This window comes from Bradyrhizobium sp. Kon69 (assembly GCF_055807515.1).
This window is the reverse complement of sequence record NZ_JBVVOS010000011.1, coordinates 154,099-176,420: the sequence shown is the minus strand read 5'-3', so window position 1 is coordinate 176,420 and position 22,322 is coordinate 154,099. Positions and strand designations below refer to the sequence as shown.

Genomic DNA, 22,322 nt, shown 5'->3' with positions numbered 1-22,322 from the left:
GATGCCTATTGCTGCACTCAATGAGCAGATTGCGTTTGTACGCCTTGCATTGTCGCCTGCCGAAATCCCGGGGCTACTTGAAAGGCATGCCAAGAAATATCCAGGTGCGGCTGCGCTCGAACAACGTGGCGCCGCGCTCATTGTGGCCGGAGTTCAGGTCGTTGACGCTCGGGAGTTCATCGAGGCTGTGGTTCGTTGGGGGCGCGGACAACGTTTCGTTGGGCGGCTGCTGGACCAAAATACAGCCGAGCAGATTGCGAGCGCGCTCCAAGAATCAAGCGCGCTATTGAAGATCGGGCAGGCGACCGTCGCTGTCTCTCGGCTGCAACAGCTGAGATACCTCGGGCAATCATTTGCGTCGAAAGTCGCACGGTTTATGAATCCGGCGGCCGCCGTGATTCTTGATGAGGTGATACGTGGCGCGTTAGGTTACCGAGAAAATCAAGACGGCTACCAAGAGTTCCTCGACGATTGCCAAGCCAGTTTGGCACTATTGGCACCGCATCACTCTCAACTTCGGGTTTGCGACGTTGAGGCTGCTATCTTCGCGAAAATCCAAGGTTACTGATGATCGTTCGCACCACCGTCAAATCCATCCAAGATATCATGCGCCAAGATGTGGGCGTCGACGGCGATGCGCAGCGCATCAGCCAGCTCACCTGGCTGTTCTTTCTCAAGATCATCGACGATCAGGATCAAGAACTCGAGTTGACCAAGGACGACTACCGCTCGCCTCTACCGAAGAGATTCCAGTGGCGCAACTGGGCGGCGGACCCGGAGGGCATCACCGGACAGGGGTTGCTTGATTTCATCAATACCGAGCTATTCCCGGCGCTTAAGGATCTTAAGCCCACCGGTAAGGCCGGAGACCGCCGCCTCGTGGTCCGCGAGGTGTTCGAGGACGCGTACAACTACATGAAATCTGGTCACCTCATCCGGCAGGTGGTCAATAAGATTAGTCAGGTCGATTTCAACAACCTTGATGAGCGGCGTCACTTCGGCGAGTTTTACGAACAGCTACTCAATGACCTTCAGTCTGCTGGTAATGCCGGCGAGTACTACACGCCCCGCGCGGTCACGGCCTTCATGGTCGATCGCATTGATCCGCATCCGGGTGAAATCCTTCTCGATCCCGCTTGCGGCACGGGCGGCTTCCTGTCGTGCGCTATTCGCCACATGGAGAATGCGAACTATGTCCGCACGCCGAAACAGCGCGAAAGAATGGAAAGCGCCCTGCGCGCGGTGGAGAAGAAGCAGCTCCCGCACATGCTCTGCGTCACGAACATGCTGTTGCATGGCATCGAGGACCCGAGCTTCGTGCGCCACGACAATACGCTGGCACGGCCGCTGATTTCTTGGACCAAAGACGAGCGCGTCGATATCGTGGTGACTAACCCGCCCTTCGGAGGACGCGAGGAAGATGGTATCGAGAACAATTTTCCGATCTTTCGTACCAAAGAAACGGCGGACTTGTTCCTAGCGCTCATCGTGCGTCTATTGAAGCCAGGCGGGCGAGCCGCCGTGGTGCTGCCCGATGGCACTCTGTTCGGCGAGGGTATCAAAACGCGTCTTAAGGAACATTTGATGGAGGAGTGCAACCTCCATACTATCGTCCGGCTACCCAATTCGGTGTTCAAGCCCTATGCATCGATCGGCACCAACTTGCTGTTCTTCGAGAAGGGTACCCCGACTAAGGACATCTGGTTCTACGAGCACCGTCTGCCAGAAGGCCAGAAAGCCTATTCTATGACGAAGCCGATCCGATTGGAGAATTTCCAAGATTGCGCCGAGTGGTGGGGTGGCAACGAGCGGAAAGGTCGAAAGGAGACGCCGGTGGCTTGGCGCGTCACCGCTGAAGAAGTCAGGGCGCGCAGCTTTAACCTCGACATCAAGAACCCGCACGCTGTGGTGGGCGATCACGGCGATCCGGAAACACTGCTGGCCGACCTTGCAGCCGCCGAAGCTCGGACGGCTCATCTGCGGGACCAATTGAAAGCAATTCTCGCCGAGGCGCTTTCGCGATGAACGCAGAACGTCTAATGGCGCACTATCACGAGATCGCCGACGCTCCAGACGCGATTGCACGCCTGCGCCGGTTCATTCTCGATCTGGCCGTACGCGGCAAGCTCGTGCCGCAGGATCTAAACGATGAACCCGCATCGGAATTACTGAAGCGAATTGCGAACGAAAAAGCTCGTGATACAAGGAGGCGTAAGGCGCTCCCCGAGGTGAATCTACCACCGTTCGGCGTGCCGCCGAATTGGCGTTGGACACGCATCCGCGAAGTTACCAGCGATCGCGGGCAGCAAATCCCGCAAACGACATTCACTTACATCGATGTGACCGCGATCGACAAGGAGGCTGGTGTCGTTGCCGACCCAAAAGTGTTGGAGGCGAGCGATGCCCCAAGCCGTGCACGCAAGGTCACGAAGAAGGGCGACGTTATTTATTCGTGCGTCCGCCCATACTTGTTAAACGTCGCGGTCATTGAAATGGACTTTAATCCGCAGCCCATCGTGAGCACTGCTTTCGCGGTCCTCAACGGGCACGGTCTGGTGCTACCGCGTTATCTGTGGATCGTGCTCCGCAGTCCGTTCATGGTGGAGTGCGTTGAGGAAAATCAACGCGGGCAAGCCTATCCGGCTATCAACGACGCAGATTTCGCAGTCCTCCCGTTTCCTCTTCCACCGCTCGCCGAACAGCATCGCGTCGTCGCCCAGGTCGATGAGTTGATGGAGTTGTGCGACCGGCTGTCAGAGGCTCGGACAAGCCGCGAGGCGGTCCGCGACCGGTTGGCGTCGGCAAGCCTCGCACGCCTCAACCGGCCCAATCTCGAAAGCTTCCTGACCGACGCTCGCTTCGTGCTAGATGCGCTGCCCGCCCTCACTAAGCGCCCAGATCAGATCAAGCAGTTCCGGCAAGCCATCCTCAACCTCGCCGTGCGTGGTAAGTTAGTGCCGCAGGACCCGAGAGACGAGCCAGCAACGGAACTCTTGAATCGGATCGCGAATGAGAAGACGCGACTGCTAAGTGAGAAGAAGCTCAAACGGCAAAAGCCACTTCCGCCGATTGATCGCAAGAACGTTCCTTTTGACTTAAGTGCTGGTTGGGTGTGGTCGAGAGCGGATGACGTGTTCTTAAATGTCACTGACGGCTTTCATAATACCCCTTCGCCTGTAAGTGAGGGGTATCCCTATATCACAGCGAAAGATATCCGACCGAGCAAGATAAATTTTGAGAATTGTTTGTATGTCGATGAAAAAAATCATCGCGATCTTTTTGCAAAGACCCGAGTTAAAAGGGGTGATATTTTGATCGTGAACATCGGCGCTGGTTGTGGAACGCCAGCCATCGTGGACGTCGATTATGAGTTTAGCTTCAAGAATGTCGCGATCGCAAATATCCCTCAGGTTATGAACGGCAAGTTCATCCTGTTATTCCTATTACACTACCGCGACATTGCTTTTGATGAGTTGACCAAGGGCGGTGCGCAGCCCTTTCTTGGTTTGGGGATGTTGCGTGAAATGTTGATCCCGCTTCCACCTCTCGCCGAACAGCACCGAATTGTCACTAAGGTCCAAGCGCTGATGGCGCTGTGCGACCACCTGGAGGCGGGCCTTGTCGCCGTTGCTGACGTCCGCCGTCGCCTGCTCGATGCACTCCTGGCCGAGGCGCTGACGCCAGCCGACGCGCGCGAACTGGAGGCGGCGGAATGAGCGGCGGATCAGATATTAAGGCAGTCGAACGCCTCGACCCCGAAAAAGTGGCCTACTGGTATTTCCGCTTGAATGGTTTCTTGCAGATCGAGAACTTTGTCGTTCATCCAGAGAGGCGCGGGTCCCAGCGGACGGATGCCGACCTGTTGGCGGTTCGATTTCCATTTCGTGCCGAACGGCTGTTCGATGATCCGAGCGACATCATGGCGGACGACGTACAGCAGCTCGCGCTCTCCGACAATCTGATCGACATCGTCATTGCAGAAGTGAAGACAAATCAGCCTTGCACCTTGAATGGGCCGTGGACACAGCCTGATCGACAGAACGTCCATCGCGTATTGGCAGCGATCGGCTGCCTGCCGCCCAACCAGATCGAAGCTGCGGCGGCTGATATCTACCGGATGGGTTTTCACCGCAGCAACACGCTTCGCATCCGCTTGGTGGCGGTGGGGCGGGACCGCAGCGAGGACATCGCGGCGGCATATCCCGAAGCCACGCAATTGCGGTGGGCGGGAATGCTGGCGTTCATCGGCGGACGTTTTCACCGATATCGACGACAGAAGGCGCAAGTGGATCAGTGGGACTTGGAGGGCCTCAAGATCAAACAGCTCGCCGATCAATCTAAGAATTTGGCGGATTTTACCAGAGACGCCTTGCGCCTCATGGGGATAGAGGGACAATGACTCTCGCAATTGCAGATGCCGAAGCAGCTCTGAGGGCGCGGCTCGGCGAGCCCGTCAAGCCGCCCACCGACTATGTGATCGGCTTCACGACTCCAACCGGCAAGGTCTTGGCGATCCACCGCGAGGCCGCTGAGACACGCATCTGGTTTCAGCCACCGGCGCCACCGGCTCTCGACGGCATCCGACTCATGGATACTCCCTCGAACGGAAACTCCAACATCAACGGGCCGCTTCTACCGCTTCGATCGCCAACCACATTACGTGTCGAAGTTGATAGTTCCGGCGCTTTGGACAGTTTTCTCGACTGGTACGCCGGTCCTGAGAGCGTTCCTCGGCCGATTATGGCCGCGTCTATTGATCCGTCCGCCTTCCGTGAAGCTTTCGCGCGCTTTCAGAGCCTTGTTACGGCAAGGTCCGGTCACCCGTTCAACGGATTTCACGAGGGCCTCGTTGCCGCTTGGGAAAACTACAAGCCGCGTCTCCGCGATCATGCAATCAGTTTGCTTCGAGCAGGCGAATGGACTGAAGGCAATATCGGTTCGGGCTTGATCTTGGAACGCGTGATCGAGGCTATCGAGATTCAGGACAGCACCCGCAATCTAACGAATAATCTCGTGTTCTGGCAAAACATCTATGGGCATGCCAATCGCGACCATCGCGAGTTGTTGGAAGCGCGATCGAAGCCGAAGCTCCGCCGCGAACTCGAAGGTCTGTTCTTTGGTCTCTATCGAGGTGGCGCTGACGAGGGCGCAACGTTTGACCGGTTGAGAGATCTGACTGGTCGCAAATACCCTTTGTTGGCCTATTTCTTCTTTCTCAAAGATATGGGTCGCTTTATGCCGATCCATCCGACCAGATTCGACCGCGCGTTCCAGGCCCTCGGCATCTATTTTTCGACTATCCTCCAGTGCGGCTGGGATAACTATTCAACATACAACGATACCCTGGCTGCATTGCGCCCGCTCATTGAGCAAACCGCCGGCCTGAAGAATGTCCGCCTTATCGATGCACACACCTTTTGCTGGGTCTTCTCGACCCTTCTGAAGCAGGAATCAGAAGGCTCGATCGGGAAGACGGCAGGTCGAAGTGGTGACGGAAGGATCGTCGGCGGCTGGGAGCGATCCATCATTGAAATGCGTACCTCCATACTAAATACGGTGCGCAACTCGAATGGACAGATTGTCGAACGGGTTGTGAAGGATAAGCAATTGCTTATGGACTCTTCAGAATTGGACAAGCTCATTAGATTGCGACTGGAACTCCAACAGGGTAGATGCAACCTGACCGGACTAACATTGCATGCTCATGGACCGGATGCGGACCCGAACCTGTTGCCCTCGGCAGACCGGATCGACAGTAGTCGACACTACGAAGTCGAAAACATTCAAATCGTCTGCCGCTTCATCAATTTCTGGAAAGGCGCCAGCGACAATGCCGAGTTTCAAAGGCTTCTCATGTTGGTTCGTGGTGTTGAGGTGACGGAATGAGCATTCCTCTTCCGCGTATCGGCCAGATTGGTGCGACGCGAACGCTGACATGGCGTTACTGCTGGCTTAGAATGACGGCGGCGTCGATGACGCACCGAATTGGGCTGGATCGCCGCCAACCTCAGGCGCTGGGATAGCCGCGCTGCTCGGACTCGAGTTCGGCCGGCCGCATCTCGCTCCGCACTTGCCCAGCGACCTCGCGCGGGTCGCCACCCGTGATGTTGAAGGTTGGGCTGAAGGTCAGCGGTCCTCGCTTCGCCGCTGTCTCGGACGAACTAGCGACCGCAGACGCGCCGTCCGCCGTCAACCGACGCAGCGTGTTGTTGGTCTCGACACAGCCGGACATGCCGGCACGAAAAGCTCGGATCATTGCTCGTCAACCAGATACTGTTTGCCGTAGCTCACTGGGCTGGCCACAGCGCGAGCGCCCTCAATCGGGTTCAAGGGGACGCCCGAGGGGGGTGGTGTGCTATCCGCCCGAGAGAGACGAATTATAGTCACTTCGACTTGGGTGTTCATGAGCCGAAGCCGCCCCGGCTGAGCGCGGAGCCAAGGTCCGCTTTCAAGGCGAGATCAGACGGTTGCCGACTCAGTTTCGGTCGTCCGCCGTTGACCCTTAACGGAATTGGCCCTGTATTGAGGCGCCTTACCTCACATCCTGCTCTGCCATTTGCTTGAACTGCTCTTCGATCCGCTCCGGCAGGTCAACGAGGATTGTCTCCGGCCGTCCCAAGTGTAAATAGCTTATGACGCTGGAACTTGCGATGGTCAGTTCGAACACGCGATCGAGGTCGACCCTCGGAACTCCACTCTCTTCGTACATCTGGAGGATCGCGGCAAAGGGGTCTTCGTGCTCGCCATTGATTGCCGCGTTACCGCGCGAGCCGATGTCCAGATAGACTTCGCTGCTGATCAGTTTTGCGCGTTCAAGAGCGCGGTTGAAATCGCTAAGGAGTTGCATCCGGATCATACCAGACACAATTTCGAGCCAGGTCAGTGCACGCTGCCTTATGTTAATGGCGACCTCAACAAAGACTGAGAGTCGGTTGAGGAGCCGAGCAATGAAACTAGCTGCGGTCGGCGCGAAGAGAGGAAATACTGAGGCCAGCACCGCGCGGGCGCCCAGTGCCAGGAAGCCATTGGCAACGGTCGCATGATTGCGATCGGCGGCATGTGTATCGCATGCGCTGAGCAGTACGATCGGCGGCATCCGCGTAATCCGATCGCGCAGAGTCCAGACGTTTATCGGCTCATCCTGCAGGTAGAGCGCTGCCGCCTCCTTTTCCCTATGGGCGCCGTGTCCATCGAACACCAGCACCTGGCCCTCGAACGCGTTGATCGCTGCCACCAATTCGTCGGCGTTCGAAACGTCGACGTAGTCGACTTTGAGGTTCTCCTTCCAGTGTTCGCTGAAGGCATCGAAAGCGATGTCGAACATTCCGGCGATCGGGTCATCCCTCTTAAGAGCGCTGATGACAAGGACATGCTGCAGTCCTTTGGGCGTCAAGAGAATTGGCGTTTTCATGCCAACCTTATCGATAAAGAGATTTCCCGGCGTAACAGGCAGCCTTGCGGTGTCTTTGCGGATGCAAAGGGGCAGCCCGTCAATGTTAAGCCACTCGACATGCGCATCCGCGATAACGCGCACACCAACCTTCGCGCCCTGGATGAACTCGATAAACTCGGTGGGGACGGCAGTTTTCATCCGCTCTTGCACCTGCCGGAACGCGAGGAGACGCTTCCTAGGTGTTGTGCCTGCGGCGCGGTACTGCTGCGCGAATGTCCGCACGAGGCCTCCCGTGCGGTTGACGTCGTTCGGGAGGCGTATTACCGGAGCAAACTCGGATGTCGCCAGAGCCGCCACGGCGTCGGTGCCGATAGCGAGTTCATCGCGCCTCATGCCAATCAGGAAGTGAGGGTGTGGCGGACGCCCGTCCATCGCCTCCCCCGTCTTTAGATTGAGGTTATTAAGTGCACGTTTCGCGCTCTCACTTGCGTTGAAGTAATTGTATCCGGTTTGCCTTTGCATCGCCTCTCGCACCAGGGAGAAGCGCCTCCTTTCGTCGGCGGCGGCATCAGGCGGTACCGGTAAATCGAAGAACTGCGGATAAATAGCAGGCGCGTAGAGATTGAGATCAAGCGTCGGGCGGAAGATGCGATGCATGTCCCGCTGACCATCGTCAGTGCGAAGGTCGAGCACGCTGCGTGACGTCTTCACGATCTGTTCGATATAGGGCGCATTGCCTCGCTCAATGTCATTAAACTCGTGATCGACGACGTTGCGGTACCCCACGCTTGCCATAACCATAAGATTAGGAGTGATGGAGTTATGCCCGCCGACGCGATAGCCGATGTCGCGATCAGGCACCTCGACCCAGTTTTCCAGGAACTGCTTCGCCTCGGCGATTGAGTCGGCCTCGACCTCTGCAGGAAGCTTGTCGATCGCCGCAAGGAACCTCTTCCGAAGCGCCTCGGGGTTCAGTTCCTCGTAGGTGAGGTGACCTCCCTTCTGCGCGACGATGGTGGGCCCCACAGGGCAGGTCGCAATCCATTCGTCATATTCGCGGGGGTCTTGCCCTGGTCCGAGGAAAATAATGGTGAAGGGCGCAATGGGTGGCATCGGCATCGACCTAATGGCGCGCGGCGTCTGGCCGAACCAGTTTACGGGGGCCTGTCCCGCCACTCGCCGCGCAATCAGCGTGTCCTGCCCATCTTTGGTCAGATCATAGACAGTCGACGGCAAGTAACTTGCGGCCCGGACAAGGCGGGCGTTGCGCATAAGGCTCGGTGCAAAGCCCTGCATGATTGAAGCCTGCTCGGGCAGACCATCTGGCACGATGACGATGTAGAATATGCGTTGGTCTAGATCCAAACTGCCTCCTATCCGGACTAAAGCCAATTGCGCGCCCTAGGTCCCAACTTGGGTGCCCTGGCAGTAGAAATAGCAGCCCGCTATGTTCATCTACAATATCTCCTCTACTCGTCTTGTATCTGCTATCTGCGTGCCTTCGAAAAGGACCATAATCCGACTGAGGCTCGGCTGAGTGGGAAAGTCGCAAGGTATCTCCAGCCCAGGCAGGTGCTCGACTTCGCGGCCGCGAGTTGCAACCGAGGCAAATGGTTTGTTGAATACTGGGGTACGCTGTTTCAGGTTTCTAAGCCCTGTGCTCGATGCCCTTGCCATCCCGTCGATTGGACGGGATGGTGTAAATCGACCTCAAGCGATGTACGCATGTTATTCTCGCGGCCAAATATGGTCTTCACCTGAGAACGCAGGCGGGAGCCGCGCCGATGACAGCGGTGCTTCGCTCTGGCCGAGGCGAAAGGACACGCGCTCAGTAACGACCTCGCGATCTTCAAGAGTGGGGATGATGGTTAGCACGCGACCATAATAGTCGTGCTGGACTGCCGAAACCGGGATTGCCTTGCCGTCATGGCCGATGTCCGCCTGCCGAACGACTTCGTGCGGGGCCTCGTACTGAAACTTGGCTTTGTCCGTATCGCGCGGGGAGCCGGGGTAACGATAGACCCAGCACTTCCGCACCCCGCGTCGCTCGCCGGCCGGGCGGTCGGGGCTCCTTCGGTGGATTTCGTTGTATCCCGCGACATTCTCGGCGACGGGATTGGATCGCAGTGCGGTGTTCACGGCCGTCGTTTCGATGTCGAGCGCTTCAAGCTTCGCGATCACCTCCGCAACTCGAGCAGAGTGGACGGCGTAGTCCGCGAGCAGCTTGGCGGCTTCCTTAGTGTTCGCCCTCCGCGCGGCTTCTGCACGCTGGCGCAATGCGTCGTCGGCGGCGGCCTTTGCGTCGGCTTCCTCAGCCGCGATCACGTTCGGAAGCTCGGCGGCCAGATGATTGACGCGCGCTTCAAGTCGCATGATTGCACGCTTGATCGCTGCGGCGTCGGCCTCAGCTTGCGCGTGCTGGCTATCATTCATAACGGCAATGCCGGCAAGCACGCCCTCAAGTTTGGCACTATGTGCAGTGATTTCAGATTCAGCCCGTTCGATCTCGGCGCGGATCGTTACGGAAGTGATAGCAGTCTTAGGGGCGAAGAGCTTGGCGATCATATTCATTGGATTAGCCTCGATAATTGTGAAGAGCGTCGGTCGCGCGGAGCCATTCCGAGTAGGCGCGCGCCTCAAGATTGCAGGTGCCGAAGACATCGGCGCCCATGCCGAGCGCGGCCATCTTGCGCGCGTAAGTATGACGCTCCTTTGCGGCGGCGTAGGTCGCCGTCGCGTCTTGGACGGCGCGCATAAGTTCCTCGCGGCGGGTCATGCGGCATCTCCACCGCTTGCGAGCCACACTTGAAGCTGATCGGCCGGATAAGCAGGTCGGTCACCGATCAACAGAAACGGGGGGCCATCGCCGCGTTTGGCCAGGTTGCGGAGGGTCTTCGCGCATCGGCCGATCTGCTTTGCGGCCTGAGTGCGGCTAAGGAAAACTTTGGACATGACATCCCATCTGAAAAGCTGGCCGGCGCATCTGGCGACGCGCCGGCCTCGGTTTCACCCATTACTTGGTGAGGAGGAGAACCAAGCAACGGGATCAATATGGGAAAATCAGAGGCGTTCGTCGGGACCGTTTTGGTATCCCTTAAGCCGTTTTATGGCGGCGCTTCTGGTTGTCGTTGGCGGGGATGCCAGCGAGTCGCGATTCATGCTCGGCCAGAATGGCGGCGCGCTCGTCCGCTCGCATGCGGAGAAGCTTCTGCTCGACGCAGATGTCGATCAGAGCAGCCCAGGTCTGCGGGATATTCATTCGCATCTTGAGGGCGAGCGCGGTGAGTTCGCCCGCTAGTGCGGGCGGGAGCGCTTCGAGTGCGGCGACGGGGACAAGGCCGAATCCGAGCGTTGCCAGGGCCGCTTCAATGCTCTCCAGGCCGGGGCGGTTCTTCTTTCTCCACGCCTTCAGCGTAGCCCTGCGCACGCCGCTGCGCTCTTCCAGCGAGTCGTAAGTCACTCGCTGGCGCGCCATCTCGGCGAAGACGAGTCTCGCGAACGGCCCGACACGCTCGGGCATCGAGACGGTGCGCGGGTTTTTGCGTCTTTTCCGGTCGGGCGATGAAATTGGCACAGCACAGAAATCGGGCGGATACAGCGGAGCAGTAGCGGGCATTCGGTTATCCTGAAGGCGATTGAACTGCCTTTAGGGTAGGATAATGGGCTATTCCGCTACAGCCCAATCCAGTAGCCGCTGCGCATGCCCTTGGTTTGGAAGGCCGAAGCCCATTCGAGAACAGAAAGTCACTTTTGAAATTTTGTATCTAGCCAGATTGGGCGGTCGCGCGTCACTCGCATGGGGGCGGTCTTGGAGGGACCCGGAGCGCTCTAACGCTTGCCGGCTACGACGGCCTTCCCAGTATTGGTGACTTGGGCGTCACTTGCACCTGAAATCAACGGTCGCCCGCTACCGGGAATCGGAGCCATCTGAAACACCCACGATATGTACGCGATAGTCGCACAGGTCGCTAAAATTGCGCCACCCGGCGCCCATCCCAAACTTGGGTATGCAGTGACGTCGGGCGAAATTAGTCTCTTGGCCTCCTGAAGAGCCGAGGATCGAGCCCAAATCCATGTGATGACGAGTAGCGCGACGGCCGACGAAATTAGAGCGACCGATTGTGCCGTATGGGTCGGCTGTTAGCCTGCTAACTTCACAAGCGCTGCTAACACTCCAATTTTGTAGAGCAACACTAACAGCACATTAATTATGAGTGCGTTTCTCAGCCAAATCTTCCGGCCAAGCGCACCGGCGACTCCATCGTATCCGCGTTGTACGGCTGCGCTGAGCTTGTCGAATAGGTCCGACGACATCGAATTTTCGTAGCGAGGCCTGATGTCGGTCAACTTACATCCGTCGAATCCGCCAATCGCTTGTAAGATGTCCCGTGTGATCGCAGTCTCGGATGTCAGGGCCTGGATCTGGGCGGGGCGCGTTTCTGACAGAATACGAGTGGCAAAATCGCTAAGAACGTGGTCGAGGATCGGAGGCATAGCCGGTATAAGATTGTCATGACCGACCGCGCAGAACTGAAATTCACAATCGTCGATACCATAGGCACGGAGGTGATAAGGCGTCTCCGCTGAAACGCGGAACCGAACTCCGCCGGCAAATTGCTCGCCTTCGCTGGGAAAAAGATTGGACTGCTCAAAAAGTATATCAAGCGGGAGCTTCGCCATATCTCCCGCAACATCGGTGTCATCGCCGTAGAAACCGTGCGCGACGTCGACCTCGGCAGTAACTTTGGCCTCGAAAGTGTGGGTCGAATAGCCGTTACCAAAACAGCCATAGCAGTTGACACGGCAAGAGCCACCGCAATTGGAACAGGTGGTCTTTCCCCGCCCGTAGCACGAACCACACGTGAGCCAAACTTCGCGATAAACGCCGGGGGCCGTCATCGTAGGCTCGTTACGATGCTCGCCCCCTCGACCACCGCAAAATGTGCATTTTGTCTCGCCTCCGTAGCAAGACATGCAAATTACGTTTCCGTTGCCATGGCAGCCCGCGCATTGTTCGTGACAATGCCACCTCACGGGTAAGTGTCTGACGTCGAACTTGGTGCCATGCTTTGCAACAAGCAACAGCGCTTGATCTTTCCACGTCTCCTGAAGCGCAGCTGCTTCCGTTTGGTTGGCTATGATCGCATCTAGATACTCGCGAGAACTCTGATCCACATCGGCCAAGTCGCGGCAGCAGTATGAATCGCTCGGGTGGAAAGCTCCAAGGCTAGATTGGCTCGTCCGCCACCACCCCAACGACAGCGTGATAACAGCCTGACTTCGGAGCGCCCCGCTTTCGCTAGAGATTGGTTTTGGCTTGCCAGCCGTGTTTCCATCGAAGATCCGATCAATTCGCTCGTCGAGCGAGTCCGTGACTGCGGCTAAACCTGTTGGCGCGGATGGGTGTCTATCGTCGAGCAATTGCATCAGGGAAAGCTAAGCAGAGGGTTCTTACAGATTGTTGGAGCGGTACTTAAAATTGAACGAGACGCTGTGCGCAACGGCCGATAGGTTCAAGACACAAGCAAGAGCGTTAACGAGTCCTCGACAAACGATGGAGTCACGAGCTGATCGGAGTTCAGTTAGTGCGGGCGTTCTTAGATGAAATCCATCAAAGTTTAGTGGAGGTGCACGCGCCAGCTTAAATCCTCGCGGGTACAAGACGCAACCATAGGTGCGTTAAGAGCGCCTTAGCGCCTCAATCGTAAGTCTTAAACGTTGAAAAAGCTGGTTTCGGGATTCCACGCGATGCGTCTTTTCGAAAGCATGTTAGCTCTGCTCGTCGCTTTATCAGTTTCTATTCCCACCCATGCCGCTGAAAGCGTCGTTCTTCCTGCAGGAGGGGATGCTTGTAAATCACTACCCGCTGATCAGGAGTCGTCGTATCGGCGGTGCCCAGGCCCCGGCGGATACGGTTTCACCTATTTCGACCATGTTACGCAAGGTGGACTGGCATTTGGTCTTTGGGGGCGCGAGAGCGCGCTCAGCGATGATCTGAACTGGGCACCTGCGGGCGACGGCATCGGAAGCCGTATCGAGTGGCGAACTTCAAACGGGAAACCGTTCGCGGCAATCATTGCACGATGGCGCCGGGTCGACACCAGGACGGGTGATCAGTCTGCACTAGAGTTCTTGGTCGTCAAGGTTTCGGAAAGTCGTGGCTGCTTGGTTACCGCGCTTGCAGCCCTTCGGCCGAATGCACTGTTTGACGCAGAAAGTATCGCTGACCGCCTCGCACCGGCCTTCCGCTGCGGTGTAGACAAGCCTGGGCTCGTATCCGACGACGAGGTAGCATTGAGCACCGTTTCGAAGCTGGATGCATCGCTTAGTCCCGTAGAGAACCTTGAGCACAATGGCTCCTTGGTGACGATGACTCACTCGAATCGAGGGGCCGTAGAAATTCGGTATAAGGAACCGCGCAAGGTGCTGCAGATCGAGCCCGGGACTGTGCTGTTTAGCGGGCAGGAGCACGCCGGGCAAATTCAGGGTGAAGCTTTTGTTTTCAAGGCGGGGTGTGCACCACTAGGGTATCGCGTTGCAGGCCGTAGGACCGACGGCGTTTTGTTACTCGCGGGCGCAGCGCCTCGTCGCGGCCGTGGGTGCGAGATTCTGGGTGAATCCAAGGATTCGAAACATACCAGATTGGCATTCAATTACGATCCGTTGCTGAACTCGCCGGAAGTGAGCGCGCCGAAGGCCGAGACTCTTGCGGAATGCAGCCGGTGTGTTTCGGCCTCCATCACGTCGATACAAGGCGTCGGCACGGAGAATGCTATCGTAGAGGCGCGAGTTAGTCGGCAAGACATCGAGCGCTATTGTCTCGACGAAGACGGAGATATGTCTTCCTCGCAATTGTCTGATTGCGTCCGGAATAACTCTAGCGAATTGAACAAGACATTACGCGCCGAGGCGAACTGTCTGCACCGGACGGTCAGACCCGCGAGTGGTGGAACCTACCGGTTCTTAGTCATGGGTGAAGATTACGGAGGGCGCGCCCCTAGCTGGACTAATCTAGCAAACGGAAAGGTTGAATGCGGTGCGCGCGCATGCAATAGCGCAGTCGCGACTTGGGATTTCACGTTGCTATGTCCAGCCGCCATTCCAGGCTGGAGTGGACGTCACTATTAAGCTCGCCTACTTATAAACCATGAAGTGCAGGGCGAGCAGGTTTGATGTCCGCATGTCCCTCAGCAGCGTCACGTAAGCGGACATCTCGGGAGGTCCGAGAGGGCCAAAAGCGGCTGCCCAGGCAGCGTCCGACTTGGGCCGCTGATGGCCTACACGACGACAGTATGGCGAGCGAAACAGATGGTGCTTAGGCCCGCACGGACAGGAAGTCTGAATCCCTGCCGAACGGCGGCGGCAACATCGTTCGCATGGATCGCAAGATCCTCTGGCGTCCAGACGAAGTGGTAGTGAGAGTTCCTGCCTGGAACACCTTTAGAGCTAAGGTGCAGCATCAACCTTCGACGAATTTCTTTGATGAGTAGAATCATACTACACGGCTCGCTCAGGTCACACCGAGGAGTGAAGGTCATCGTGCGAGCGAAGGGTGTTAAGTTTGTTCGTTTCGGAGTCATGTTCGTTGGCGTTCTATTCGCGGGTTCGTCGGAGCTGCGCGCCCAGCCCGCCAATCAGGGTTGGGTGTCCACCTACGTATTTGCGCACGGCGGATGCAAGTCACACCGGGACTTGTTCCAAGGCTTCATCCTAAATCGGGGAGCCTCACGAAACCTACTCGGTCGGTCAGCCACTGACTGGAACGAAGCGGATGCTGCCGAAGCACTGCGCGTCTATAAGGAATGCGACGCTTTGTTTATTGCCCAAGGGCAAAGTGGAGATTCCCGGCAGCAGCTTATGGCAAGAATGTATGCGGCGAACGCTGCCACACAGGCCGTTGCTTTGCAGAGCGCGCTCTCAAATTTTGTTAGTACTGGTCTGGTCCAGCAAGGGCAGAGCCGCCTTGAGGAGGAGGCCAGGTTAGCGCAATTGAGAGCTGACGCGCTGCGAAAGGTGGAAGAAGAAGGTCGGAAGGCCCAATCCCAACGGGACAAACTCTTGGAACAGTCAAAGATTGACCAAGAGGCGGCTGAAGAATCCGCTCGAAGAGCAAATGAAGAGGCTCCAAAAATAGCTCAGGTTACGAAACAAGCCGAAGAGGCGCGCGCCGCGCGACAAGCTGCTGAGGCACGGTTGGCGGAAGTGCGGAGTCAGATCGCCGCCGAGAACGCCAAAGGAGCGACCGAACTGGCGAAGCGGCAATCGATCGAAGCAGCGCAGCAGGCGGAGCAACGAAAACAAGCCGACCAGGAAGAGGATGTTAGACTCTCGCGGAAGTGCCAGGTGACCCTTGAAAGATTCAACCAAGCCCGGTTCGGAATGCAACTTCGGGAAGTTGAGCGGCTGTTCGGATGCAAGGGGAGCCAAACCTCTGGTACGCGTATCGGGGGGTATGGGGTGGTTTCCACGTATTCCTGGGAAGGGACCGCTTTCCCTTCTACCGTCACCGCGACTTTCCGCAACTCAAGCTTAGAGTCCAAGGCGCAGGTGGGTCTAGACTAACTCGGTCGCAGATCATTGAACTTCGACGATCGAATGATCTAAGTCGCCATCAAAAAAGAGACTTCAACTTGACCAACGAAGATGCGAGCTGGGTTGGAACACTCACGCTTATCATAAACGAGTTCCGGAAGATCAGTCCTGACATCACTGCAAACCAGATGCTGGTTCTACTTCAAGCTGGCGCGAAGCCGGGCATAACTCAGAAAGAGCTGTCCTTGGTTTGCGGAGTGGCAGACGGGACCGTCTCGCGCATCTGCGCCCTCATGTCCGACCGAGGGCACCAAGGCCGCGAAGGACTGAACGTCTTAAGCATCGATCCCGTACCAGGCGACTTCCGCTCGAAGGGCCAGAAATTAGTCGGCGCTGGCAAAAAGATGTACGGCAACGTCCGGACTCTGATGACCTCGAAATGAGCGAGACTATCGAACCGCTCTACATCTTCAGCGGTGGGCTGCAAGGTCGATCCGGCTAGGCAACTTACGCGCTTCAGCGGTTGTCAGCATATCGGTGTCACACCCCGATCAGCTTGATGAACGCCATGCCAGCCGAACAGCGCCGCGCCAGCGAACTTCCCGCCGATGGCCGTAACGTCTGAAAAGCCTGCCGGGGGTTTTTGGGCTTTTTGTCCGCCCCTAAAACAGCGGAGGGCAGAGCCACCTAAATACAGGTGGAAGTGGGCGTAGAGGACAGAAACCTCCTAAACTACTGCTACATACATGTATATCATTGATACTATTATGTATTTAACGGGGAGGTTTTGGTCCGAGCCTATGGACAAAATCCGGTCAAAAACTAGGACAGAAACCAAGAACCTACTGTTTTGTGCCGGACAGAAACCCCTTTCTGTCCGGGGCATCGGGCCAAGAACCCTGGTGCGCTTAGATCAAGAACTCCCGGTGGATGTAACGCTCGCTCGGCCGTCCCCCCGCCGCAGTGGGGAGATTTCTGCGCAGCCGAATGTCGCCGCCCTGTTGCGCGTCCTTAATGATTTCATCCCGCAGGGCCAAGGGAACGCTACCAGCGAGGCGTTTTGCGATTCGGCTCATAGTGATGCCGTCAAGACCGGCCTTCTTAATAATGTCAACGATCCGCTTGAAGGTGCGCTGGCGTTCGTTGTCTGCGATGCGCGCGTCCGCCTCGTCGATCATCGAGCACGTCGCAAGCCATGCCAGATCAATGCCCCACTGCATGATAGGCAGATCAATCGTAGGACTCTTCGGATTGACGCCGACCGCAACGGTCAGAGCGAGCTTCCATGCGTGTTCTGCCGCCCGATCAAGGAAAGATTCGCGTTGATCTTCCCCGGCCACTTTCGCGGCTTGCGTCCGAGCGTAGAACGCATTTACCGCAGTCGTTGCATCTTCAGTCACGGTAACTCGCTTTGCCTTGACCTTGTTTGCACCGGATGACAGGGCAGCAACAAGGTTCCCGTCACCATACAGGTTGCGGTAGATTTCTTGTGATGCCTGAATCAAATTGGCCGGAGGGACAGCTTCGTCTGCCGTGGGCGTTGTCAATCCGGGCTTCTTTGCCGTGACATTAAAGATCAGGAATCGCGCGAGGAACCCGTCAAAAGTCCGGGCGGATGAAACTGCCGACCAGAAGTCACCCGGAGTAGACATGCCCAGCATGACAAGATTCGGATTATAAAGCCTGACAGCGCGGCTTCCCGCATAGGCGGCGCCTGCATAGAAATCCTTCGCGCGCGAAAAAAGTTGCATTAAATCCGTGCGGATCAATGCGCTGTGAATCCCGACCTTCGGACCATCGATTTCCCTCAGAAAGCCAGCGAACTCATCATTGATACAGAATACGGACGGCTGCTCCATAAGCGTTTCGCGCAATCCCGATGCGCTCATGAAACGAGCGGGACCGATAAAACGATCAAGGCCGCATGCGCTCGCAAGACTGTTGATGCAAGCACCCGGATGATCCTTCCCGAATCCGGACGGTGCGATCGTGATCATATAGAGATTCGTGCGAGCGCGGCGGGGCGTCTCAAAACCCCGGCCAGCAAGCGCCGCCACCCAACCCAGGGCCGCCGGCAAAGCCACCTCGCGACTAGGCATAGATGAAGACGCATCGATCCAGTCAATGATCTCGCCGACAAGACCGGGCGGGCGCGTCAGGTCGGCGAGAGACAGGTCAGACTTGGGCCCCGGTGAAGTCGGCTCGACGTCGTTGGTATCGTCCTCAACGATTGCGGCATCTTCTAAAGAAATAGGATGCTCGTTGCCCTTACCGATGCCACTGGCAATCGTTTTCTCAACGGCGGCGATTCCGTCATCCGCCGCCAAGCTGTTGCGGTGGCAGGCCATCGTCAGCGATGCCTCCACTTCATCCCGCGTGATGGCACCCGTAGCGATGTGTCCGCCCATCGTGTAGGCGGCCCTGTTGAGCATGTCATTCCGACCGCCGCGACTCTCACGGGCTAGCTCGTCGGACAATTTGTCGAGCGTCGCACGAGCACGGGACGACGACTCATTCAGCGAATGAATCAACGCGACTTCAAGGTTTCCAGGCTTGGCACTTGCCTTCTTGATGTCAGGCGGCGGATTCACGATCCAATCCGGCGCAAACGGAACGTCCTTCAGGTATTCTTCACGGCTCATTGGATCACTTCCCAAAACTGACCGGTGTAGTAGATCGAGGGCGGGCAGATGACGTACCCGCCATCACCCTTCACCTCGATCCCCCGGCGCTTGAATTTGAAACTTCCACGCCCGCTCGGCGGGCAGCGATAATAGACGTGTCGTCCGCCGCTCCAAGTTCGGACGGTGCAGATGCTGTTGGGCAGGCGGAAGCCTTCGGCTGCGAGAGCTTCCAAGTCCGCGTCGCCATCAACTCCGTGCCCTTCTAGGGACTCGACATCGACGACGATCACGCCGTTGATCCCACCCGTGGGCAGTCCGATCATCGCTCCGGAGCCAACATTATTGAACATCTTGGCGACATCGCCAGGAATGCTCGTGGCATCGTAAAAGCCATTTGAGGTCAGCGGGCGCTTATTTGCGGGATTGCACGGAAAGACAGCGAAGCCACGACGCGCTAATTCCACGGCGGCTGCGCGCGAATCGATCGGAAGCCCGGAAAAGAGATGCTTATGCACGGCAGCTGATCCAGTCTTCGAACGTTACGCCAAGCCACTTCCTTCCACCTTTAGACCGAAAGAGTGAGCGTGCGATCTTGATTGCGAGCGCAGGCAGAGGGTCGCTCTGCATGTTCCGGAGGTCATGCTTCAGCCAGTAGTGCAGGCAGTCACGATCAACAACGACAGAAACCTTGTTGCGGAACGTGAAGCGAATACCGACGGTCAACCCGCCGTCTCGTTCCAAGGTCAGCGAGACAACCCCATCGGGCGTGCTTTGGAGATGCTCCACATCAACCAACCAAGAGGCGCGATGCCAGTGAGAGCGGTCAGAATACGTTGCGTGGTGACGACGATTTGCATACATGTTGCGGGCTTTCGGAGGATATCTGTCGCATTACCTGCGGCCTGCCAGCGCGCGGGTTGTGCTCTTGGGGTTACGCGGCATCGACCTTCGTGCCGTTGATGAATGAAACTACGTCGTCGAGACAGAACATCACCCGGCCGCCAATTCGATGATATGCCGGCCCGTAGCCGCGAACGCGCCACGCGGCCAGGCACTTCTCCGTCCGCGATAAAAGTCCCGCGCATGCCTTCTGGTCGATGTAGGTCTTACCGTTCACTTCAATCCGCATTTTGGTTCTCCGAGTAGAGGATTTAGGTTAGTCGGGGATAAGGCTAGGCGCGCGTCGGAGTTGTTAGGAGTCCATTCGAGTATCCTTCGCCGAGAACCCACTCGCGCAAGATAGAGAAACACCGGCGCGAAGATACGCGCTGCCTCAACCGCAATGTTTCAGTGATAGTTGTTGCAGAGAGTTGTCAGACGAGGCCGGCGTCGATCAGCGCTGCACGGTCACGAAGCGCGAGGGCGCAAAGCTCCTGGTCGCTCGGACCAAGCGTGACCTCTTCGTTTCTTTCGAGGACTTCAGCCAGAGCAAGAGCATATCTGGCCGGATCAGCTTCCATGTCGAGATTGAAAACCATGACCATGTCAGCAACTCACAGCGAGCAGTTACGGGACGCAAGACAGGCCATCCAAGCCTCGATCTCTGCCGCGTCAAAGAATCGCGAACGGGAAATGTAGAGTGCGGCGGGAAAACCGTCCGTTCGCAGCTTGACCATGCGTTCGAAAGAGGACTTCGGCATGTCAAGTTTTTCCCGAACGGTTTCGGACTTAATCAGTTGTTTCATATTGCACCTCGTGAGATTTGATGATGGCTCAGAGGTATCCGGAACGGCGCGGGGTTGTCGCACCCAAAATAGCTGACCTTCGTTAGGTGAAAGGAACCTGCCGACATCCGACGTTTAGTTGCTAGCGCTCCGCGCCAAGCCGTCTCCAGAGATTTTCGAGCGACCTTTCGCTTAGGACCACGCCTTTCATAGCCCCCACCTCATGGGCAGCCTCGGCAACCGTCAACCCCCGATCCACCCGGTTGCGCATTTCCCAATAAAGCTGATAGTCGCGCCACTCCTTTTGAAGCCGACCAACGGGGTCGCGTTTGTCCTTGCCGCGCCAGATCGTGCCCAGCTCTTCGGACGTGAGCGTTACCGGCCTTTCTCCAACTTCAGCCGTGATCGCCTTCTCAGCCGTCAAAGCAACTTTCGCGGCGAATCGTTCCACTTCTTTAAAAATAGCATCTGGAATCTCCCGTCCGTGCGTAAAGGCGATGCTGAATGCGCACCAAGCAGCCGCGACGTTCCCCGTGGTTTCGTAGAACTTTGTCATCAGGTCGATGTTGCTATCGTACACGTCACGATCATCGCTCATCGTCACGCCTCGGCCTTGAAAGGAACGACGTTCGACTCTCGCACCGTCGTGAGATTGGTGAGAAAATCCGCCCATACATTCAGTGCATGCCGCTTCGCGACGGCGAAGGTATTTAGCTGATAGACCGCCATCACGCCGCGCATTTGATGGTTCAGCACCCGTTCAACCACTACAACCTCTACCCCCAAATCAGGCATCGTGGTAGCGGCGGTGCGTCGCAAATCATGCAGTCGCCAAGGCTCGATTCTAACTTTGTCTGGATCGTCACCGACCGCCACCGCATCCTCTCGCGCGACCTCCAGCATCACCTCGTCAATGCGCGCCTTAACATGGGTAGCAGAGAACGAGGCGAATACACGGGGCGATTCCTTGACTCGATCCATACCGGTCAGAATCTCGACAGCGACTGGGGCAAGGGGGACAATATGAGGGTTTCCGTTCTTCGAGTCTGGAAGGGTCCACAACGGCTTGTCGCTGGTCAGGTCGAGTTTCGACCATTCCATATTCGCGACCTCGCTAAACCGCTGCGCCGTGAGCAAGAGCAGATGGAGGAATTGGCGCCGAGGCCATTCGAGCCGATCGATTGCCCGCAGCAGGAGCCGCAGTTCGTCTTTGGTTAGGAGTCGCTTTCGCGAAATTTCCTTGACCATAGCGGTTCCGTCAAACGGGTTCTTTTCGACCAGTTCCTTGGTGATGCACCATTGAAAGAAATGCCGCCCATACGCGCGGAGCCGCTTCGACTGGATCGGCGCACGCACCTTGATCGTGTCGAGAACGCGGTTCGCATCGCTGCGTCGGATTTCATCCACACGCCTCTTTGCCCAGCTCTTTAGTTCCCTGTTGAGAACGCGCCGCACCTCTCGGCCGGACTTCAGTTTAACGACATGGTCGGCGTAATAGCGCTGCAGCACGTTAGCTACTGTATCTTCTCGGCGGCGGGCTTCCTGCTCCTCGGCAGCAATCCGAGCGGCTTCCGCCTTACGCGTAGCCCGCTTCTGGTCAGCTGGATCGGAACCCATCGCGCGTTGCCGACGGGCGTCGCCAGCCGCATCTCGGGCCTGTGCTAGCGTGAGTGCACCCGGACCGCTGGCCGGACCCAGCACTACAGTTACGTCTTGCTTCTCACCACGTCGGAATCTGTAAACGAACGTTCGCACGCCGGATGGATACACCAGTACGCGGAGACCAGGATGCCCTACGTCCGGCAGGGCGTAGCGCTTCGCTCGCGGCTTCGCATGTTCGATCGCAAACGCAGTGAGCGGTTTTTTCATCATCAGCCCCCTTCCAAGCCCCGCACCAAGCCCCACAAAATACCTAGCTTTAGTGGTATTTCCTGGGATGTCGTTAGCTATCAATAAGGATCTAGCCCATTGATTGGAAGTGGTTTTTTCAACACGTGTGGGGTCTTGTGGTAGCGATTAAAAGCACAAGATGTCTGACTGTAAATCAGCCGCCTTATGGCTTCGCAGGTTCGAGTCCTGCCTCCCCCACCAGCCTTCGCTCGCTTCGCG

At 57.2% G+C, this 22,322-nt stretch carries 22 protein-coding genes; 9 read left to right on the top strand and 13 right to left on the bottom strand.

Going from position 1 to position 22,322, the window contains the following annotated elements; all coding sequences use genetic code 11:
* Position 1: 1 nt before the first annotated feature.
* Genes AC0L3U_RS17030 through AC0L3U_RS17010 form a run of 5 tightly spaced genes read left to right on the top strand, consistent with a single transcriptional unit; the run spans position 2 to position 5,886 of the window.
* Positions 2-568 carry an 8-oxoguanine DNA glycosylase OGG fold protein gene (locus AC0L3U_RS17030; protein ID WP_473362491.1) on the top strand — a complete coding sequence of 189 codons (567 nt, stop codon included), beginning with the start codon at positions 2-4 and terminating at the stop codon, positions 566-568.
* Positions 568-2,025 carry a type I restriction-modification system subunit M gene (locus AC0L3U_RS17025; RefSeq protein ID WP_473362490.1) on the top strand — a complete coding sequence of 486 codons (1,458 nt, stop codon included), beginning with the start codon at positions 568-570 and terminating at the stop codon, positions 2,023-2,025. Before AC0L3U_RS17030 ends, AC0L3U_RS17025 begins: the two co-directional genes overlap by 1 nt.
* Entirely contained in the window at positions 2,022-3,716 is a 1,695-nt protein-coding gene (locus AC0L3U_RS17020) for a restriction endonuclease subunit S (protein WP_473362489.1), read from the top strand. Before AC0L3U_RS17025 ends, AC0L3U_RS17020 begins: the two co-directional genes overlap by 4 nt.
* Entirely contained in the window at positions 3,713-4,399 is a 687-nt protein-coding gene (locus AC0L3U_RS17015; RefSeq protein WP_473362488.1) for a hypothetical protein, read from the top strand. The genes AC0L3U_RS17020 and AC0L3U_RS17015 overlap by 4 nt, the downstream gene beginning before the upstream one ends.
* The gene (locus tag AC0L3U_RS17010) at positions 4,396-5,886 is read left to right on the top strand and encodes a hypothetical protein (RefSeq protein WP_473362487.1); all 1,491 of its coding nucleotides are present in this window, start codon (positions 4,396-4,398) and stop codon (positions 5,884-5,886) included. Before AC0L3U_RS17015 ends, AC0L3U_RS17010 begins: the two co-directional genes overlap by 4 nt.
* A 121-nt stretch (positions 5,887-6,007) precedes the next feature.
* Here the strand turns inward: AC0L3U_RS17010 and AC0L3U_RS17005 are convergent, their stop codons facing one another.
* The 4 genes from AC0L3U_RS17005 to AC0L3U_RS16990 form a co-directional block, all read right to left on the bottom strand.
* Positions 6,008-6,256 carry a hypothetical protein gene (locus tag AC0L3U_RS17005; protein ID WP_473362486.1) on the bottom strand — a complete coding sequence of 83 codons (249 nt, stop codon included), beginning with the start codon at positions 6,254-6,256 and terminating at the stop codon, positions 6,008-6,010.
* 276 nt (positions 6,257-6,532) lie between these two features.
* The gene (locus AC0L3U_RS17000) at positions 6,533-8,758 is read right to left on the bottom strand and encodes a CHAT domain-containing protein (RefSeq protein ID WP_473362485.1); all 2,226 of its coding nucleotides are present in this window, start codon (positions 8,756-8,758) and stop codon (positions 6,533-6,535) included.
* Positions 8,759-9,121: 363 nt separating this feature from the next.
* Entirely contained in the window at positions 9,122-9,964 is an 843-nt protein-coding gene (locus tag AC0L3U_RS16995) for a hypothetical protein (protein ID WP_473362484.1), read from the bottom strand.
* Positions 9,965-9,968: 4 nt separating this feature from the next.
* A complete protein-coding gene (locus tag AC0L3U_RS16990; RefSeq protein WP_473362483.1) occupies positions 9,969-10,169 on the bottom strand; it encodes a hypothetical protein in 201 nt (66 codons plus the stop codon).
* Positions 10,170-10,198: 29 nt separating this feature from the next.
* Between AC0L3U_RS16990 and AC0L3U_RS16985 the strand changes: the two genes are divergently transcribed.
* Positions 10,199-10,417 (top strand): hypothetical protein, encoded by a 219-nt coding sequence (locus tag AC0L3U_RS16985; protein ID WP_473362482.1) that lies wholly within the window; start codon positions 10,199-10,201, stop codon positions 10,415-10,417.
* A gap of 70 nt (positions 10,418-10,487) precedes the next feature.
* On the opposite strand, the gene AC0L3U_RS16980 is transcribed toward AC0L3U_RS16985, so the two are convergent.
* Positions 10,488-11,009 (bottom strand): hypothetical protein, encoded by a 522-nt coding sequence (locus AC0L3U_RS16980; protein WP_473362481.1) that lies wholly within the window; start codon positions 11,007-11,009, stop codon positions 10,488-10,490.
* A 524-nt stretch (positions 11,010-11,533) separates the two neighbouring features.
* Positions 11,534-12,292, bottom strand: coding sequence for a hypothetical protein (locus tag AC0L3U_RS16975; RefSeq protein ID WP_473362480.1), 759 nt, complete (start codon positions 12,290-12,292; stop codon positions 11,534-11,536).
* A gap of 849 nt (positions 12,293-13,141) precedes the next feature.
* Between AC0L3U_RS16975 and AC0L3U_RS16970 the strand changes: the two genes are divergently transcribed.
* The 3 genes from AC0L3U_RS16970 to AC0L3U_RS16960 all read left to right on the top strand — a co-directional run bounded on the left by AC0L3U_RS16970 (position 13,142) and on the right by AC0L3U_RS16960 (position 16,368).
* Positions 13,142-14,521, top strand: a complete 1,380-nt coding sequence (locus AC0L3U_RS16970) for a hypothetical protein (protein ID WP_473362479.1) — start codon at positions 13,142-13,144, stop codon at positions 14,519-14,521.
* A gap of 399 nt (positions 14,522-14,920) precedes the next feature.
* Entirely contained in the window at positions 14,921-15,955 is a 1,035-nt protein-coding gene (locus AC0L3U_RS16965) for a hypothetical protein (RefSeq protein ID WP_473362478.1), read from the top strand.
* Positions 15,956-16,023: 68 nt separating this feature from the next.
* On the top strand, positions 16,024-16,368 hold the full coding sequence (locus AC0L3U_RS16960; protein WP_473362477.1) for a MarR family transcriptional regulator: 345 nt from the start codon (positions 16,024-16,026) through the stop codon (positions 16,366-16,368).
* A 465-nt stretch (positions 16,369-16,833) separates the two neighbouring features.
* On the opposite strand, the gene AC0L3U_RS16955 is transcribed toward AC0L3U_RS16960, so the two are convergent.
* The 7 genes from AC0L3U_RS16955 to AC0L3U_RS16925 form a co-directional block, all read right to left on the bottom strand.
* Positions 16,834-18,567 (bottom strand): DUF3987 domain-containing protein, encoded by a 1,734-nt coding sequence (locus AC0L3U_RS16955; RefSeq protein ID WP_473362476.1) that lies wholly within the window; start codon positions 18,565-18,567, stop codon positions 16,834-16,836.
* Positions 18,564-19,064: a bifunctional DNA primase/polymerase gene (locus AC0L3U_RS16950; RefSeq protein ID WP_473362475.1), complete on the bottom strand. Its 501-nt coding sequence runs from the start codon at positions 19,062-19,064 to the stop codon at positions 18,564-18,566. The genes AC0L3U_RS16955 and AC0L3U_RS16950 overlap by 4 nt, the downstream gene beginning before the upstream one ends.
* A 416-nt stretch (positions 19,065-19,480) precedes the next feature.
* Positions 19,481-19,678, bottom strand: a complete 198-nt coding sequence (locus AC0L3U_RS16945; protein WP_473362474.1) for a hypothetical protein — start codon at positions 19,676-19,678, stop codon at positions 19,481-19,483.
* Between the two features lie 184 nt (positions 19,679-19,862).
* Complete coding sequence (locus AC0L3U_RS16940) at positions 19,863-20,027, bottom strand: hypothetical protein (RefSeq protein WP_473362473.1); 165 nt, start codon at positions 20,025-20,027, stop codon at positions 19,863-19,865.
* A gap of 15 nt (positions 20,028-20,042) precedes the next feature.
* Positions 20,043-20,234: a helix-turn-helix transcriptional regulator gene (locus AC0L3U_RS16935; protein WP_473362472.1), complete on the bottom strand. Its 192-nt coding sequence runs from the start codon at positions 20,232-20,234 to the stop codon at positions 20,043-20,045.
* Positions 20,235-20,355: 121 nt separating this feature from the next.
* A complete protein-coding gene (locus AC0L3U_RS16930) occupies positions 20,356-20,811 on the bottom strand; it encodes a hypothetical protein (protein WP_473362471.1) in 456 nt (151 codons plus the stop codon).
* Positions 20,812-20,813: 2 nt separating this feature from the next.
* Positions 20,814-22,085, bottom strand: coding sequence for a tyrosine-type recombinase/integrase (locus AC0L3U_RS16925; RefSeq protein ID WP_473362470.1), 1,272 nt, complete (start codon positions 22,083-22,085; stop codon positions 20,814-20,816).
* Between the last annotated feature and the right edge of the window lie 237 nt (positions 22,086-22,322).